Origin of the sequence: Nonomuraea sp. NPDC050227 (assembly GCF_044459705.1) — a bacterium.
In the GTDB taxonomy this organism is placed as follows: Bacteria; Actinomycetota; Actinomycetes; order Streptosporangiales; family Streptosporangiaceae; genus Nonomuraea.
Map to the genome: position 1 here is coordinate 342,768 of NZ_JBITJF010000004.1, position 15,550 is coordinate 358,317.

General features: G+C 71.2%; 14 protein-coding genes. 11 read left to right on the top strand and 3 right to left on the bottom strand.

Annotated features, from left to right (window positions below; translation table 11 throughout):
* Positions 1–176 precede the first annotated feature (176 nt).
* From ACIBK9_RS18715 to ACIBK9_RS18735, 5 genes are all read left to right on the top strand, one after another.
* Positions 177–620, top strand: coding sequence for a DUF1707 domain-containing protein (locus ACIBK9_RS18715; protein ID WP_397159586.1), 444 nt, complete (start codon positions 177–179; stop codon positions 618–620).
* Complete coding sequence (locus ACIBK9_RS18720) at positions 617–1,384, top strand: ABC transporter ATP-binding protein (RefSeq protein WP_397159588.1); 768 nt, start codon at positions 617–619, stop codon at positions 1,382–1,384. The genes ACIBK9_RS18715 and ACIBK9_RS18720 overlap by 4 nt, the downstream gene beginning before the upstream one ends.
* Complete coding sequence (locus ACIBK9_RS18725; protein WP_397159590.1) at positions 1,381–3,909, top strand: FtsX-like permease family protein; 2,529 nt, start codon at positions 1,381–1,383, stop codon at positions 3,907–3,909. The genes ACIBK9_RS18720 and ACIBK9_RS18725 overlap by 4 nt, the downstream gene beginning before the upstream one ends.
* 41 nt (positions 3,910–3,950) lie before the next feature.
* A complete protein-coding gene (locus tag ACIBK9_RS18730) occupies positions 3,951–5,591 on the top strand; it encodes a carboxylesterase/lipase family protein (RefSeq protein WP_397159592.1) in 1,641 nt (546 codons plus the stop codon).
* A 139-nt stretch (positions 5,592–5,730) separates the two neighbouring features.
* Positions 5,731–6,687, top strand: a complete 957-nt coding sequence (locus tag ACIBK9_RS18735) for a hypothetical protein (protein WP_397159594.1) — start codon at positions 5,731–5,733, stop codon at positions 6,685–6,687.
* Between the two features lie 330 nt (positions 6,688–7,017).
* On the opposite strand, the gene ACIBK9_RS18740 is transcribed toward ACIBK9_RS18735, so the two are convergent.
* Positions 7,018–9,339: a tetratricopeptide repeat protein gene (locus tag ACIBK9_RS18740; protein WP_397159596.1), complete on the bottom strand. Its 2,322-nt coding sequence runs from the start codon at positions 9,337–9,339 to the stop codon at positions 7,018–7,020.
* A complete protein-coding gene (locus tag ACIBK9_RS18745) occupies positions 9,336–9,752 on the bottom strand; it encodes a hypothetical protein (protein WP_397159598.1) in 417 nt (138 codons plus the stop codon). The genes ACIBK9_RS18740 and ACIBK9_RS18745 overlap by 4 nt, the downstream gene beginning before the upstream one ends.
* Before the next feature lie 475 nt (positions 9,753–10,227).
* Here ACIBK9_RS18745 and ACIBK9_RS18750 point away from each other — a divergent pair, with 475 nt between their 5' ends.
* Together ACIBK9_RS18750 and ACIBK9_RS18755 are read left to right on the top strand one after the other, a co-directional pair.
* The gene (locus ACIBK9_RS18750; RefSeq protein ID WP_397160181.1) at positions 10,228–10,596 is read left to right on the top strand and encodes a hypothetical protein; all 369 of its coding nucleotides are present in this window, start codon (positions 10,228–10,230) and stop codon (positions 10,594–10,596) included.
* A 296-nt stretch (positions 10,597–10,892) separates the two neighbouring features.
* Positions 10,893–11,738 carry a lysostaphin resistance A-like protein gene (locus ACIBK9_RS18755; RefSeq protein ID WP_397159600.1) on the top strand — a complete coding sequence of 282 codons (846 nt, stop codon included), beginning with the start codon at positions 10,893–10,895 and terminating at the stop codon, positions 11,736–11,738.
* 103 nt (positions 11,739–11,841) lie between these two features.
* Here the strand turns inward: ACIBK9_RS18755 and ACIBK9_RS18760 are convergent, their stop codons facing one another.
* Complete coding sequence (locus ACIBK9_RS18760; protein ID WP_397159602.1) at positions 11,842–12,570, bottom strand: transcriptional regulator; 729 nt, start codon at positions 12,568–12,570, stop codon at positions 11,842–11,844.
* A gap of 101 nt (positions 12,571–12,671) precedes the next feature.
* On the opposite strand from ACIBK9_RS18760, the gene ACIBK9_RS18765 reads away from it, so the two are divergent.
* The 4 genes from ACIBK9_RS18765 (at position 12,672) to ACIBK9_RS18780 (ending at position 15,521) form a co-directional block, all read left to right on the top strand.
* A complete protein-coding gene (locus ACIBK9_RS18765) occupies positions 12,672–13,310 on the top strand; it encodes an SDR family oxidoreductase (RefSeq protein ID WP_397159604.1) in 639 nt (212 codons plus the stop codon).
* The gene (locus tag ACIBK9_RS18770; protein WP_358298048.1) at positions 13,307–13,843 is read left to right on the top strand and encodes a hypothetical protein; all 537 of its coding nucleotides are present in this window, start codon (positions 13,307–13,309) and stop codon (positions 13,841–13,843) included. The genes ACIBK9_RS18765 and ACIBK9_RS18770 overlap by 4 nt, the downstream gene beginning before the upstream one ends.
* Positions 13,844–13,920: 77 nt before the next feature.
* The gene (locus ACIBK9_RS18775; RefSeq protein WP_397159606.1) at positions 13,921–14,514 is read left to right on the top strand and encodes an RICIN domain-containing protein; all 594 of its coding nucleotides are present in this window, start codon (positions 13,921–13,923) and stop codon (positions 14,512–14,514) included.
* On the top strand, positions 14,511–15,521 hold the full coding sequence (locus ACIBK9_RS18780) for a hypothetical protein (protein ID WP_397159608.1): 1,011 nt from the start codon (positions 14,511–14,513) through the stop codon (positions 15,519–15,521). The genes ACIBK9_RS18775 and ACIBK9_RS18780 overlap by 4 nt, the downstream gene beginning before the upstream one ends.
* The last annotated feature ends 29 nt before the right edge of the window (positions 15,522–15,550 follow it).

Genomic DNA, 15,550 nt, shown 5'->3' on the forward strand with positions numbered 1-15,550 from the left:
TGAAAAAAAAGGATGCGACTCCCACGCATTCGTCGAGCAGTGGCGGCGCAAGGCTGCGCCGCCACTCCAAGAAACCGCCACTCCAAGAAGCGGCCGCTCCCGAAAGCCGCCACTCCAAGAAATCGGAGACCTTTCATGTCCTGCACTGATTCGCGCCCAGAAGCCGGAGGCCGGAAGTGAGTGACGCAAGCAGCGCACGGACTCTGCCGAGGCGCCTGCTCACCCCCGGCCGGATCCCCGTGTCGCCGGGAGAGCGCCAGGCGGCGGCCGACCGGATCGACCGAGCCAGGCTCGGCGGATCGATCTCGCCAGAGCAGGCCGACGAACGGCACGCCAAGGCGTCCACCGCCGGAACGCGGGACGCCCTGGGCGCGGCCCTGACGGGCCTGCCGGGCGTGGCGCCGACGGTCCTGCCGCGCCTGCTGAGCGTCGTCACGCTGGTGTGGTCGGGCATGGTCCTTGTCCAGTTCGTCGTCTGGCTGGTGATCTGTGCCGTCACCGCGCGGTTAGCCGACGCGTGGTGGTTATGGAGCGTGCTGGTCGGCGGTGTCGTGGTGGGCGCGGTGTGGCTCGCCGCCGAAGGGCAGTACCGCGGCCGGCTGTCGGGAGACTCCCGATGACGCCGGCTGACGCGCCGGTCCTTCTCGACCGGGTGCGCAAGACCTACGGAGACGGCGGCAACGCGGTGACGGCGCTCGCCGAGGTGTCCGTCGGCTTCCCGCCGGGCAGCTTCACCGCGGTCATGGGGCCGTCAGGTTCGGGCAAGAGCACGCTGCTCCACTGCGCGGCCGGGCTCGACGAGCCGACCTCCGGCACGGTGACCCTCGCCGGCCGGTCGCTGGCCGGGATGAGCGAGACCGACCTGACCCTTCTGCGCCGCGATCACGTCGCCTTCGTCTTCCAGGCGTTCAACCTCATGCCCGCGCTGGACGTACGCCAGAACGTCACCCTGCCCGACCTGCTGGCCGGTCGTGACCCCGACCCCGCCTGGGTGTCGGAGGTCATCGGCCGGGTCGGCCTCAAGGACCGGATCGCGCACCGGCCGGGCGAGCTCTCCGGCGGCCAGCAGCAACGGGTGGCCATCGCCCGTGCGCTGGCGAGCAGAGCACCGGTGATCTTCGCGGACGAGCCGACGGGTGCGCTGGACAGCCGGACGGCGGTCGAGGTGCTCACGCTGATCCGCGACCTCGCCCGCGCCGGGCGGACCATCGTGATGGTGACCCACGACCCGGTCGCCGCGTCGTACGCCGACAACGTGATCTTCCTCCTCGACGGCCGGTTCGTGGCAGAGGTCCCCTCACCCACGGTCGCGGAGGTGGCCGACCATCTGGCCCGGCTCGGCTCCCCGGCGAAGGCGCACGAGACGGCGCAGGGCCGGCGGTGATCAGACTCTCCCTGGCCGGCCTGCGCTTCCGCGCCGCCCAGTCCCTCGCCACCTTCGCCGCCGTGCTGCTGGGCTGCTCGCTCCTCATCGCGTGCGCCGGGCTCTTCGAGTCGGCCGTCCGCCTCGAAGCTTCGGCGCAACGGCTCGCCGGGGCCCCCGTCGTCATCGCCGGATCAGCCGGTTTCCACCTGCCCGACGAGGAGTCGGAGACCGTGCCCTACGCCGAACGGCCGCGCGTGGACACGTCCCTGGCGGCTGCGGTCCGTGGCGTTCCCGGCGTCGGCCGGGCGATCCCGGACGTGTCCTTCCCGGCGGCCGTGGTCGTGGGCGACCGGCTGCTGGGGACGCCGCTGGCGGGACACGGGTGGGCTTCGGCCGCGCTCGCCCCGTACGCGCTCATCCGGGGCGCGGAGCCGCGCGTCGCCGGTCAGGTCGTGCTCGACGCCGCCCTGGCCGGCCGAGCGGGCAAGCAGCCGGGCGACACGGTGGACGTCGTGGTCGGCGGTCAGTCGCAGCCCTTCACGGTGACCGGTGTCGCGCGGCCACGACACCGCGTCGACACCCTGGCGATCTTCTTCTCGGCCTCGGACGCGAGGCGATTCTCCCCCCGCCCCGGGACGGCCGACGTCATCGGCGTGCTGCCCACCGTCGGCACCTCGGCCGAGGACCTGGCGCGGCGCCTGGTGGGCCGGCTGCCCCCGGACCTGACGATCCTCACCGGCGCCGATCGCGGCAGGGCCGAGTTCCCCGGCCTCGCCGCGAGCCGGCTGCCCCTGATCCTGCTGTCGAGCATCTTCGGCGGCCTGGTGCTCGTGGTCATGGCACTCGTGGTGTCCGCGACGATCAGCCTTTCGGTACGCGGGCGGCGGCGGGAGCTGGCGCTGCTCAGGTCCGCCGGCGCGACACCCCGGCAGGTCCGTCGCATGGTGGTGGCCGAGACGATGATCGTGTCCGTGCTCGCCGCACTCGCCGGAACACCGCTCGGGGGCCTGCTCGGCCATTCGATCTTCGAGCTGAGCGCGCAACGCGGTGTCGTGCCGCCGGAGCTGCGGTTCCGGCCGAGCGTCATCGCGTTCGCCGCCGGGCTCCTCCTGGCCCTGCTGATCCCGTGGCCGACCGCCGCACTCGCGGCGTTGCCCGCCGCCCGCGTACGGCCCGTCCAGGCACTGGCCGAGGCCGCCATCCCCACGGCGGCCGTCGGGCCGACGCGCCGGCTGCTCGCCGTCCTGCTGGCAGGCGCGACCGTGGTCCTGGCCGCGACGACGATGTTCCTGGACCCGGACACCGCCTCGGCCGTGGGCGGCCCGGCGGTCCTGACCGGAGGCGTCGCCGTCGCGCTGGTCGGCCCGGAGCTCCTCGACCGGCTGGTCGGCCGGGCGGCCCCCCTCATCAGGAGGATCGGCGGGCGGGGCAGCGTGCTCGCCGTCATCAACACGCGGGTCAGAGCCGTGCATTTCGCATCCGTGCTCACGCCGCTCGTGCTGGCCACGGCCATCACGCTGAGCAACGTATACGCCCAGACCACCCAGGACGACGCCGCCGTACGCCGCCAGGCGGCGCAGTTCCAGGCGGACGCCGTCATCACCGCCGAGACCGGCGTCCCGGCCGCTCTCCTGACGCAGATCCGCCGGACACCGGGCCTGGCCGGCGCCTCGACGCTCGTGTCGAGCAGGGGCTGGATCGAGAAGCCCTATGACTCCCGCGGCAGCGACCCGGGCACCCTGCTGGGCATCGACGTCCAGGACGAGGCGCCGATCCTGGCCGCCGCGGTCACCTCGGGCTCGCTGCGCGACCTCACCGGCGAGAGCGCCGCCCTGCCCACGGCTCAGGCGGAGGACCTCGGCATCAGGCTGGGCGACCGGATCACGGTACGGCTCGGCGACGGCACATCGGTCGAGGTGCAGGTCGTCGCCTTGCTCGACAGTTCCCCCGACCACGGCGCCGTCGTGCTGCCCGCCGCGCTGCTGGCCCCGCACACGACCGCCGGCCTGCCGTCCGCGATCCTCGTACGCGCCCTCTCGGGCCAGGACACGCTGGTCAGCAGGCTCGAACGGCAGACGGCGGGCCGGCCGGGCCTCGCCGTCGGGGACCGGAGCCGCCTGTCGGCGATGTTCTCCGCGGAGCTGGGGGTGCAGGCCTGGATCAGCTACCTGCTGGCCGCGCTGGCCATCGCGTACGCCGCCGTGGCCGCCGTCAACACGATGGCCGTGTCCGTGCTGTCCCGGCGCCGGGAGCTCGCCGCCCAGCGCCTGGCCGGCTCCACCCGCCGGCAGGTACGGCGGATGCTCCTCGTGGAGGTCTCCGTCGTGGCCGCGATCAGCATGGCGGTCGGCGCGGTGATCGCCGCGTTCACCGTCCTTCCCACGGCCGTCGCGGTCGGATCGATCGTGCCGACGGGCCCGTTGTGGGTGCTCCCGGCGATGATCGCCGTGATCGTGCTGATCGTGGCGCCGGTCACGCTCGTCTCGTCCCGGTCCGCCATGCGGCGCGGCCCCGTCGAAGTGATCGGGTCTCCGGTCTCCTGAGCCAGGAGTCTCCCGTGTCACCCACATTGAGGAACCAACCCATGAGAAACGTCCTTCGGACGCCCATGACCGTGCTCGCCTGCCTGGTCACCGCGCTCGCCACAGCCCCACCGGCGACGGCCGCGGGCCGCCGGGCCGGTGATGATCCGGCGCTGGTCCGCGTCGATACGGGCCTCGTCCGCGGCGTGCTGCGCGACGACCACCGGCTCTTCCAGGGCATCCCGTACGCGGCGCCGCCCGTAGGGCCGCTGAGATGGGGATCGCCGCGACCCGCCGCCAGGTGGAGGGGGGTGCGCGCCGCCCTCCGTCCCGGCCCCGCGTGCGCCCAGGTCATGGACTTCATCGGCGACAAGCCGAGCACCGCCGAGGACTGCCTGTACCTCAACGTCACCACGCCGAGGCGCACCACCGGGAAGCTGCCCGTCATGGTGTGGATCCACGGCGGCGGCTTCCTCGGCGGCTCCGGAGCGATCTACGGCGCCGAACGGCTGGCCGCCAAGGGCGACGTCATCGTGGTGACCTTCAACTACCGGCTCAACGCGCTCGGGTTCCTGGCGCACCCCGCGCTGAACGGCGGCCCGGCCCGGCACGGGTCCGGCAACTTCGGCATCGAGGACCAGCAGGCGGTGCTGCGCTGGGTGCGGGCGAACGCGGCGGCGTTCGGCGGCGACCCGCACAACGTCACCCTCTTCGGGGAGTCCGCCGGCGGGATGTCGAGCTGTGTCCACCTGACCGCCCCGGGATCGCGAGGGCTGTTCCAACGCGTCATCATGCAGAGCGGGCCGTGCACCCTGCGCTGGCCGTGGGCCCCGAGCACGGCCGGACCGGACGCGGAGACCTGGCGTCCCAAGCCGCGGGCGCAGGCGGAGCGGCAGGCCGTCGAGATCGCCGCCGCGGCCGGCTGCGCCGACCTACGCACGGCGGCTGCCTGCCTGCGTTCCAAGCCGGTGTCCGTCCTGCTGAAGGCCGTCGGCCCGCGCGGGCTCGCGCCGGCCTACGGCGCCGGAGTGCTTCCGCAGGATCCGGTACGCCTGCTCAGGTCGGGCGAGTTCGCGAAGGTGCCGGTCATGCACGGCATCACCCGGGACGAGCACGTCACCTTCCAGGTCGGCTTCGACGCCGAGGCGGGCGGCCCGATCGCCCCCAAGGACTACCCCGCGGTGCTCGGCACGTTCCTGGGCCTGGACGACAGGCAGACCGCGAAGGTGATCCGCCGCTACCCGCTGAGCGACTACAAGCGCTCGACGAGCTGGGCGATGGCGAGCACGCTCACCGACTGGGCCTGGGCCTGCCCCGCGGTCGAGATGAACGAGCTATTGGGCCGGTACGTGCCCACCTTCGCCTACGAGTTCTCGGACCGGACGGCGCCGTGGTTCAAGGAGGCTTCCCCACAGAGCTATCCGACAGGCGCTTACCACGCGGGGGAGCTCCAGTACCTGTTCTCGCGCGCATACGCCGGCCATGACCTGTCACCGGAGCAGCGGCGGCTCTCCGACGAGATGATCGGCTACTGGACCCGCTTCGCCCACACCGGCGACCCCAACGGCGACCGGGCGACCGGCTGGCCGCCCTACGACGCGCCCGGCGGCCAGGTGCTGTCGCTCGCCACCGGCCGGAACGGGATCCGGGAGGTGAACCTCGCCCGCGAGCACCGCTGCGCCTTCTGGAAACCCCTGACCTGATGGCAGATGCCGGGTCGGCTGATCGGGCAAACCCGGCGCCTGGTAGCCACCGTCCTGGAGCGCTGTCCGCCGGCCGTGCCTCCCCCCGACGTGCGTCCGGAGGACGAGCTGGGGCACCGAGGAGGCCATCGTGGTATCCATGCAGGACATCGCCAAGGAGGTCAAGTCGACCGCCGAGATCATCGACACCGTCTCCAAGATCCTGGCGGACGCATCGCGCTGGGCGGTGATCAAGGTGAACAACGCGACGAGCCGCACGCTTCGCCGGTTACGCGGCGCCCGCGCGCACGGCGCGTTCGCGAAGCTGCCCGCCGACTCCATCGGCCCTTTCCAGTCCGACGTCTTCGGCTCCAAGAGCAGCGAAGGCGGCATCGTGACCGGGACGACCGGACTCATCGTCTACGGTCTCGACGACGAGGGAACGGCGCTCAAGATCTCATGGGTGGTCCCCTTCGTCGGCGGCAACGAGGCCAGAGCCGAGGTGACGGGACCGAACGCCGGCTTCTCTCTGTGTCGAGGCGAGATCGCCGGAGGTAACAAGAAAACGACAACCCGCTTCGCGATGGGGGAGAACGCGGCCCTCAGCCCGCGTGTCTCCGGCTGGCGCACCTGCGGAGAATGCAAGGCGCTGTTCTTCGCGCTCGACGCCGGCCTCTGCCCGGGCAACGTGACGCGAGGCCGACAGCGCCCGATCGTCATAGGCGAGGGCGGGCAACTGCTGAACGAGCCCCGGTACGGCGCCCATCAGGCCGCGGGCCTCATCTTCCAGTTGCCGTTCGGCGTACCTGGGCCGAACCGCGAGTCCGGCTGGCGCAAGTGCACCCGGTGCAAGGCCATCTTCTTCGACGGGTTCGCGGACAAGAAGGGGGTCTGCCCGAAGTGGCCGGCGCCACGGCCCGGTCACGTGGCGGAGGCGGGTGGGCAGGACTTCTTCCTGCCGTTCGACATACCCCTCATGCCGGGACAGCAGAACGACTGGCGCTTCTGCGACCGGCGCTTCGTGCTGTTCTACTGGCCGCACAACGCGGACAGCGACTGCGCGGCCGGCGGCAAACACCACCCGCGCCCCTTCAACTACGTGCTCGACCACCTGTGACCTCGCCGGTTCATCGTCGGCGAGCTCCCAAGCGCTCCGTCAGGTTCGACGAACCTCACAGGAGAGCCCTCGGTGCCGTTCGCCACGGCTCTGGCCTGATTCGGCAGTTACCGGTGCGACCCCTCTGTGACGGCGTACACCGTGGAGAAGATCACGCAACATGCTCCCAGGCGATCTGAACCGGCCCACCTAGATCGCGAAGCTGCTCGGCATCAGTCCGGGGAGGCTGTACAACCACATCCCCGGCCTGCGTCGGCTTCGCGAAGGCGGGCACATCAACGAGCTCGCCGGCGAGCAGAGGCTGTCGGTGCAGGAGGACCGCGCGGTGGCTTACCTGAGCGCCTCCAGATTGCCCCGTACTACCTTCGTCGTAGGGTGGTCGGCGCCCAGCACCCGCTCGCAGTCGGCCAACGCCTGCTCGAACAGGGCGATGGCCCGGCTCACGTCTCCCGCTGAGCAGTAGGCGTAGGCCAGGTTGTTCTGAGAGGTCAGGGTGCCAGGGTGGTCGGCGCCGAGCACCCGCTCGTGGTCGGCCAGCGACTGCTCGAACAATGGGATGGCCCGGTCCAGGTCCCCCGCCGACTCATAGGCGCCGGCCAGGTTGTTACGGGAGCCCAGTGTGTCGGGATGGTCCGTACCCAGCACCCGCTCACGGTCGGCCAGCGTCTGCTCGAACAGGGCGATGGCCCGGCCCAGATCACCCCTCAACTCGTACGTGCCAGCCAGGTTGTTGCGCACGACCAGCGTGTCGGGATGATCCGCGCCCAGCACCCGCTCACAGTCGGCCAGCGCCTGCTCGAACAGGGCGATGGCCTGGCTCAGATCGCCTGCCGCCCGATGGGCGCCGGCCAGGTTGGTACGAGAGATCAGCGTGTGGGGGTGATCGACGCCCAGCACCCGCTCACGGTCGGCCAGCGTCCGCTCGTGCAGGGCGATGGCCTGGCTCAGATCGCCTGCCGCCCGATGGGCGCCGGCCAGGTTGTTACGCGCGTTCAGCGTGTCGGGATGGTCGGCGCCGAGCACCCGCTCGTAGTCGGCCAGCGCCTGCTCGTACAACGGGAAGGCACGGTCCAGCTCTCCCACGGACTCATAGGCTGCGGCCAGGTTGTTGCGCGCGGTAAATGTGTCGGGATGGTCGGCGCCGAGCATGCGTTCGTTCGCCGTGCATGCCCGTTCGAAGCAGGTGATCGCGCGGTCGACGGCGCCCTGATCGTGCAGAAAGAGTCCGGCCTGGTTGGTCAGATGGATGGTGTCGCTGGTCTCGGCGCCGGGGGATATGCGGTCGGTCAGGGCGGTGATGTGCGGCAGGAGTGCTCGCCACGTCGGCCACCCGGCAGGGTCTTTCGCCGAGTTCGGGAGAGCGTCATAGAGCAGGCTGGTGGCTTGAGCGCGGGCGGCGTCGATCGCCGCCGCCTGCCGGTGCGGGTCTTGGCGATCGGGGGTGCGGGCGACGGCTTGGACCAACCGGTGCACGGTGACCGTCTCGGAGCTGAGGGTGATCATGTTGTAGGCCGCGAGCTCGCCCGCGGCGTGCTGAACCTCCGGCGCGTCGGCATCCAGGCCGTCCAGCAGGGTACGGGGGATCGGTTCGGCGCCGCACCAGGCCAGGATGCGCAGCAGATCGCCGGTCAGCGGGGTGCCGGCCAAGTGGTCGAGGGTAACGCGCCAGATGCGGGCGATGGTGCGTTCGGCGTCGCCGCCGCGGGCGGTCCGGTCGTACATCACCGCCGGCTGTTCGCACAGCAGGTTCAGGTAGGCGCGCGGGGTCAGCCGGGTCTGGTGCAGGTACGCGCCCGCCTGCTCGATTGCCAGTGGCAGCCACCCCAGCTCGCGTACCAGGTCGATCGCCCCTTCCAAGCGCTCGGGCAGGTCTTGCTCGTCGAGGGCGGCCTGGAGCACGTCGCGGGCCAGGTCCGGGGTGGCGATGCGGGCCAGCAGCTCGATCGCCTCATGCTCGCCCAGCACGTCCAGGCGCAACACATGGGCGTCCAAATGATGCCAGCCCTCGCCCAGCCGGCTGGTCACCAGTACCTGCCCGGTCAGCGTCCGTTCCAGCAACGGCCGCACATCGGCGGGGTCGACGACGTTGTCCAGCACCAGCAGCCACCTGTCATGAGCGGCCAGCCACGCGGTGGCCCGCCCGGCCAGCGCCTCCAGCGGCAACACCGTGGTCAGCTCCGGCTGCAACGCGACCGTCAGGCCGGCCAGGCCGGCCTCCACCGCCGGGCGGGAGTCGGCGGTGATCCACCACACCGGGTTCAGCCCGCTGCCGGCCTCAGATTCCTGTCCGGGCACGGGCCGCCCGCCGGCCTGCGCGAGCGCGTAGTGGGCGGCCAGCGTGGACTTGCCCACCCCGCCCAGCCCGTGCACCGCGGCCACCACGACCTCACCCCCACCGCGCAACGCCGTCGCCAGCGCGGCCAGCTCCTCGTCGCGCCCGACGAACGTGCGCGTGCGCCGCGGCAGATTCACCAGCCGCGGCGGCGCGGCCACCTCGGTGACCGGCCGCAACACCACCTCGGGCAGCACCGTCTCGTTGATGAACTGGTCACGCCCAGCCTGGTACACGCGGGCATGTCCGGAAGCAGTGACCTCCAGCCGGATCTGCTGCTGGTGCTCACGCTCGTCGGGACCCGCAGAGGGCGAGGTCACCGCTCGTGGATGGTCTGGTCGCGGCCGGCCTGATAGACGCGGCCGTGCCCGTCGGCCTTCGCCTTCATCACCAGTGAGCCGATCCGTTCCTTGTCGGCCGGCGCCAGGGCCGGGTCAAGCACCTCATCCAGCACCCGCTGCAACTCGCCCGCCAGCGACGGATCGGCGCGCAGCAACTGCTGCAGCCGGACCTGCCAAGCCCCGGCCAGCGCCTGCTCGGTGTCGGCATCACCTTGTCGGCGGGCCTCGAGCACCTGCTCGCGCACCTCGACCAGCTCCGCCTCGACGACCTCAGCCTGCTCGGGCCGGACCTTGCGCCACAACGTCACCGCGCCATCACGTGCCGACTGCCAGGCGTCGGTGGCCATGGCGGTCACCAGCGCGGTGCCGGCGGCCAAAACGATCGGATCCACGCTGATCTCCCTCATGGTCGAAGGACGGACCCTCACCGTAGAACCAGCCGCAGCCGTTGGCCAGCCGCCGACGGCGGGTGGCACCCTGCGGGACCGTGCACGAGGTCGAGCACGTCGGCCTCTTCACGGCAGTCGAGCGCACTGCGGATGCCGATCGAGCTGGACGCGTGGGCGCGGTCGCTGGGGGAACTGGAGCGCACCGGCGACACCTGCGATTCGCTGGTGCGCTCCAGAGCGGACACCTGATCAGCCCATCGCCTGGCTGAAAGCCCGGTCCGCCTCACCATCCGGCCGGCGGGATCGCAGGCCAGGCCCTATGACGTCCCGAGGGATGGTCGATTTTGGTGACCGGTCATGAGGGTCCTCATCGTCGGTGGGAGTGGCTTTCTCGGCGGCGAACTGGCTCGGCGCGGGCGAGCATGAGCTGGCGGTCTCCGCTACTGGTCGGCGCCTGGTCCATGTCTTCAGCGACGCGGTGTTCTCCGGTGTTGCGAGCCGCTGTGACGCGACGTGCGCCCCTGATCCGATCACTCCGTACGGTGCGGCGAAGGCAACGGCCGAGACGGCCGTGAACGCCCTCCAGCCGGCGGCTGTGATCGTCCGGACATCCTGGTCATCGTCCCGGGCGTCTGGTGCTGTTCATCGCCCGGCGCGATGGACTGGACGCGGGCAGGTTGCCTTCGGTCTGGTGAGGCGACACCTACGTGCCGGGCTCGGTCGATGTGCGTTTGGACTGGGGCATGACGCAGCGGCGGCTTCGGACCAGGCTGCGCGGGGGGCGCGCCAGTTTCCAGGTGAGACCGGCGCCGCCTGGCTCAGCGGTGGCATGTTCCACTTGCGCTGAGGGCGGCTCGTGAGGGTTGGCCGGCGCGAGCGGCTACCTGGCCAAGGAAGGTCGGCCCGTCGCTCGCCACGGATTTCATCCTGACGGGCGGTGCCGGGTTCACCCCTTCGGGTGAGGCCGGGCCGATTCCTCCCCCCTAGCTTCGACATCGTGCGTTTCCTACGTCTCATACCTCTCAGCGTCGTCATGCTCGTCGGCTGGACGGCCCTGGCCCATGCCGGGGACTACCGCTCCGTCCACGGCACGCCCGGCGTCGCAGCTGCTGGATCCTCGCGCCCGGACGGAACGAGGTCAGCATGACTGCCTCCTCCACGCGCTCCAGTTCTGGCAGATCAACCGCCAACGATGTCACGTGGTTCTTCGCGATCGCCGTGCTGCTGTGTTTCGCGCTGTCCGTTCCGATGGTCTTCCGGCTGGTCCCGACGGACCTCTACAACCTGATCACTCCGATCATGCAGCAGTCCCCGCTGCTCGCAGCGATCATCATGTGGCTTGCCCGACGGCCCGGGACGTTCCGGGAGACGTTCGCCACCAGGTGGCGCGGCACGCCCAAGTGGGCGGGCATCGGCATCGGCCTCATCGCCGCGATCGCCGCGATCCAGACCGCCATCGCACTGGCGTCGGGAATCTGGCAGCTCAACCCGCTTGACCAGATCTTCGCGGCGACCATATGGATCGTTCCGGTCTTCCTCATGCAGTCGGTCTTCGCCATCGGCGAGGAGTTCGGCTGGCGCGGCTGGCTGGCCACGCGCGCCGCGTCGTGGGGATTCTGGCCGCTGGCCCTGGTCAGCGGCCTGGTCTGGATCGTCTGGCACCTGCCGGTCCTCGCCGTCATCGGGGATCGGCCCCTCTGGGACATCGTCATCTACTTCGCGGGCATGCTGCCATGGGCGCCGCTGTTGCTCGCGCTTCGCCGACGGTCGGGGAGTGTCTGGCCCGCGGTCCTGACGCACGGAGCGATCAACAGCGTCCGGGTGTACCTGCTGCAATCCGTCCCCGACGCCACGGATCACCTGCTCATCGAGGTGATCGGCTGGGTCCTCACGCTCGCCGCCGCCGTGTGGCTGATGCGCCCCAGCCGGACGCAGCTCGTCCGCGATTCTCGCGAGGCAGGGCTGCTCGGGCAGGGCAGTGAAAAATGAGGCGGTGATCACGCGGCGTCGAGGTCGCCTCCGCCCAAGGCCGGGCGCGGCCCGGCGACCACGGCGGACAGTCTGTCGTTCGAGCGGTGCCGGTGCGATTGGTTCATCGGGCTGGTTCGGTTCGCATCGCCTGGGTGCCGACGACGGTCAGCAGGGCGAGCTTCTCGGCGGTGTCGGTCCCGGCGCGTGGGGTGAACCAGAGCAACCGCTGGCGGCCGTCCTCGCTGAAGAGGCTGAGGCAGTTGAGGTCGAGCATGCCGACGGTGGGGTGGACGATCCGCTTGCGCTCGTCTCTGCGCACCTCCACGTCCTGGTCGGCCCAGAGCGCCTGGAACTCCGGCGACCGCCGCAGCAGCTCGTCCACCAGCTCGGTCGCCTCGGTGTCGCCCGGGCTGCGTCGCCCGACCGCCGCGCGCAGGTCGGCGACGAACGAGTGTGACTGCGGGGCGAGGTCCTCCTGCGGGTAGATCTGTCGCGAGGACGGGTCGGTGAACCATCGGTGGATGAAGCTCGCCGCGCGGCCGTGGTGCGCGGACAGGTCGCCGAGCATCGCGACGGCGAGCGCGTTCTGGACCAGAACGGTGTGCAGGTCGGTGCTCACCATCGCCGGGGTCCCGTCGATCCGGGTCAGCAGGTCGAGCATCGCGGGGTGGACGTGTGACGCCGTCCCGCCCTGGTGCGGGATCGGGCGGTTCGCCAACCGGTACAGATGGTCGCGTTCGTCGCGACTGAGGCGCCGCGGGCCGGGCGCGAGCCCGACCTCCTCGGGGCGGATCCGCTCGCGTCGCGAACGCAGGAAGCCGCCGAGTTCGGCGTATCTCGTGTTCGACATGGGCACAGCCTTCCGGGGCGGGGCCGTCGGCGCCAGGGGATGTCGTCCCCACCTTCGGGAGCAACTGTCGGGGGCCCGCGCCGCGCCACAGGGTGGACGCCATGCACACCTCACTCACTGACTCCGGCGCGTCGCCGGTCGCGGGAAAGACGGTCCTGATCACCGGTGGCACGAGCGGGATCGGCGCCGCGACCGCCAGGCTCCTGCTCGGGCGTGGCCACCGGGTCGCCGTCACCGGGCGCGACCCCGGTCGGCTCAGGGGCTTCCTCGACGACGCCGGCCACGCGGACCGCGTCCTGGGCCTGGTGGCGGACGCCTCCGACTGGGACTCCACGAACACGGCGGTCACCAGCGCGGTGGCGCGCTTCGGGTCGCTCGACGCGGCGATCGCGAACGCGGCTCACCGGCGAACCCGGAACCCGCGGTGCGGAATACGACGCTGGTTGACAGGGCGGCCGGGGCTACTGCGGTGGGTGGAGCCGTACGTCCACCGGCTGATTGACGACAGTCAAGACCGCCCGTGGATACATTGGCGCACGAACGACCGGCCCGCCGCATCGCGTACGGCGGGCCGGCGCCCACCTCACCGGCCTGAACTCGCCTCGAAGCGGTTCCTCGACCGACCGTCAGGCAGATCCGGGCGAACGTGCCCGTCCCCCCACCCGTGGCGATGGATTGTCGCGCCCGCGCTCGCACGTCGAGGCGCGGCATCCAGCCCTCCGAAAGGTGACAACACGTGAAAGCAGTACGAGTCGCTTCCGCCCTGGTACTCGGCGTGGCCGCCGCCGCTCTTCTCACCACGCCGCCCGCGCTGGCCCACTCGCCCCAGCCGTCGCCGACCCCGTCCCGCGAGCCGGCGACCGACGACGGCGACGTGATCATCTCGGAGGAGGTCCACGCGGCGGGACTGATCAACTACTCCTGCGGGCCCAATTACGACCCCTACGACTACTACCCCGCCAAGGGCGACAGGTCCCGGCTGGAGTACGTGGCCGGGACCTCCCGCGGCGGGGCGGGCCTCTACAGCGGTACGTGGAACTCCAGCATCTGGTGGGCCTGGGGCAGCGGCCTGCGATCGGGCGACAAGGTCTCGCTCGACTGGTCCGACACCGGCGGCTCGTCCTACCACGCCTGCCACAAGACGATCCCCAGCGGCGCGAGCAGCGGGACCACGGGCGGCGTCAACGAGGTGACCGGCCGCTACTTCAGGGCCTGCGTGAAGGGCGGCAGCAGCTGGAGGTGCACGAGATGGTGGCACGTCCAGGGTTCGTGAGCAGCCGCCGCCGGCCGGTGCGTCCCCGTGCCGGCCGGAACCCCTCGCACCTTCCGCGCAGAAGGGAGATCCACCCGATGAAAGGCTCTCGTCCCGCCGTCCGCACGGCCACGCGGGCCGCGGTGACGGTCGTCGCCACGGTCGCGACCGTGGCGGCCGTCCTCCCCGCCGCCGCGCACGCGGACGGCACATACCGCTGGCAGAACGAATACACGCGCCAGTACCTGGAGGTCTACCAGAAATCGAAGGCCAATGGCGGCATCGTCTCCGTCTGGCGCTACAACGGCGGCAAGAACCAGTTGTGGAAGGACACCAAGACCAGCGCCGGCTATTACCGCGTGCGCAACGTGAACAGCGGCAAATCGATGGACCGCTGGAACTCCACCTTCACCCCCGACTACAACGGCGCCGCGTGCCCGGTCACGCAATGGAGCTGGTGGGGCGGCGCCCAGCAGCAGTGGAAGGGCCGCAGCGTCTACAGCCGCATCTACAGCCGGCGATTTCTCATTTGGTACAACTGGCAGGGCTGCCGGGGCGACGGATGGCACGACACCCTGGGCGTGCTGCAGCCCTTCCATTATTCCAACGTCATTCTCTACTCGCGCGAATACTGCACCGAGGGCAGATGGATCGGCAAGGGCGAGTGCTTCTGGAGGAGGAACGGCAAATGAGAAAGGGCACACCACCGCTGCTGGCCGCCGGGGCCGTCCTGCTGACCATCGGGATCACCGCGGTCAACCTCCAGCCGGCGGCGTACAGCTCGGCCGCCTCCCCGACCCTCGACCCCGACCCGCTGCCCACCACGGGCGAGGTGCTGCCGGTTCCCGGGCCCACGGGGACGCTCGGGCCGGAGCCGTCCCCGATCCCGGAGCCGGCGCTCACCGCCGTCCCGTCGGATCCGGGGCTGCCGATGCCGCTGGATCCGTACATGACGTCCATGGCCGACATCCACACCATCGACCTGGCCAAGGACGCCGCTACCGCCACGTGCATGCAGTCGCTCGGCTTCTCCGCCTGGACGGCGGGCGTCGTACGGAACTGGAACCCCGAGGACTACGTCGAGGCCGACCTGATCGAACCCCTCGACGCGACGGCGGCCTCCCGGTCCGGATACCCGAGGCCCGCGCTCGACCCGGCCGTGGCGGCCGCCGCCGCGGAGCCCGCCGACCAGCGCGCGCCCACGGCGGAGGAGATGGCGGCCTACGACGGCACCGCCGCCACGACCGGGCCGGGGGAGTCCATCCCCCAGGGCGGCTGCGCGACCAGCGGCGAGACCAGCGTCCTCGGCCAGGACCACGCGCTGGTCGCCGACCCCCGGCTGCTGGCCGACGACGCGAGCTTCCTCGCCCTGGAGCACACCGCCGTCGCACGGGCCCTGAACCAGTGGGTGAGCTGCATGACGGCCAAGGGGTACGCCTACGACAGCCCGATGAGCGCCCGCGCCGATCTGCGCTGGGCCGGCCGGGAGCCCGGTGTGGCCGCCACACAGGCGGAGAAGCAGGTCGCGGCCGACGACGCCGCCTGCGCGGACGGCGCCGGCCTGCTGCCGACGTACCGTGCGGCGAAGCGCGCCTACGAAGAGGTCATGGTCCGCGACCAGCGGCAGGCGCTGACCGAGTCGCTGTCCGTCTTCACCACCTGGGTGCGGCGTGCCAAGGCGGTACTGGCGGGCCAGTGATCCTGCCGAGGCACGTCCTTCGTCGAGCG

What these genes read in the sequence shown, in the direction of transcription:
- ACIBK9_RS18720 (WP_397159588.1), top strand. Translation starts at nt 617, where the DNA reads ATGACGCCGGCTGACGCGCCGGTCCTTCTCGACCGGGTGCGCAAGACC.
- ACIBK9_RS18730 (WP_397159592.1), top strand. Translation starts at nt 3,951, where the DNA reads ATGAGAAACGTCCTTCGGACGCCCATGACCGTGCTCGCCTGCCTGGTC.
- ACIBK9_RS18735 (WP_397159594.1), top strand. Translation starts at nt 5,731, where the DNA reads ATGCAGGACATCGCCAAGGAGGTCAAGTCGACCGCCGAGATCATCGAC.
- ACIBK9_RS18755 (WP_397159600.1), top strand. Translation starts at nt 10,893, where the DNA reads ATGACTGCCTCCTCCACGCGCTCCAGTTCTGGCAGATCAACCGCCAAC.
- ACIBK9_RS18760 (WP_397159602.1), bottom strand. Translation starts at nt 12,570, where the DNA reads ATGTCGAACACGAGATACGCCGAACTCGGCGGCTTCCTGCGTTCGCGA.
- ACIBK9_RS18765 (WP_397159604.1), top strand. Translation starts at nt 12,672, where the DNA reads ATGCACACCTCACTCACTGACTCCGGCGCGTCGCCGGTCGCGGGAAAG.
- ACIBK9_RS18775 (WP_397159606.1), top strand. Translation starts at nt 13,921, where the DNA reads ATGAAAGGCTCTCGTCCCGCCGTCCGCACGGCCACGCGGGCCGCGGTG.
- ACIBK9_RS18780 (WP_397159608.1), top strand. Translation starts at nt 14,511, where the DNA reads ATGAGAAAGGGCACACCACCGCTGCTGGCCGCCGGGGCCGTCCTGCTG.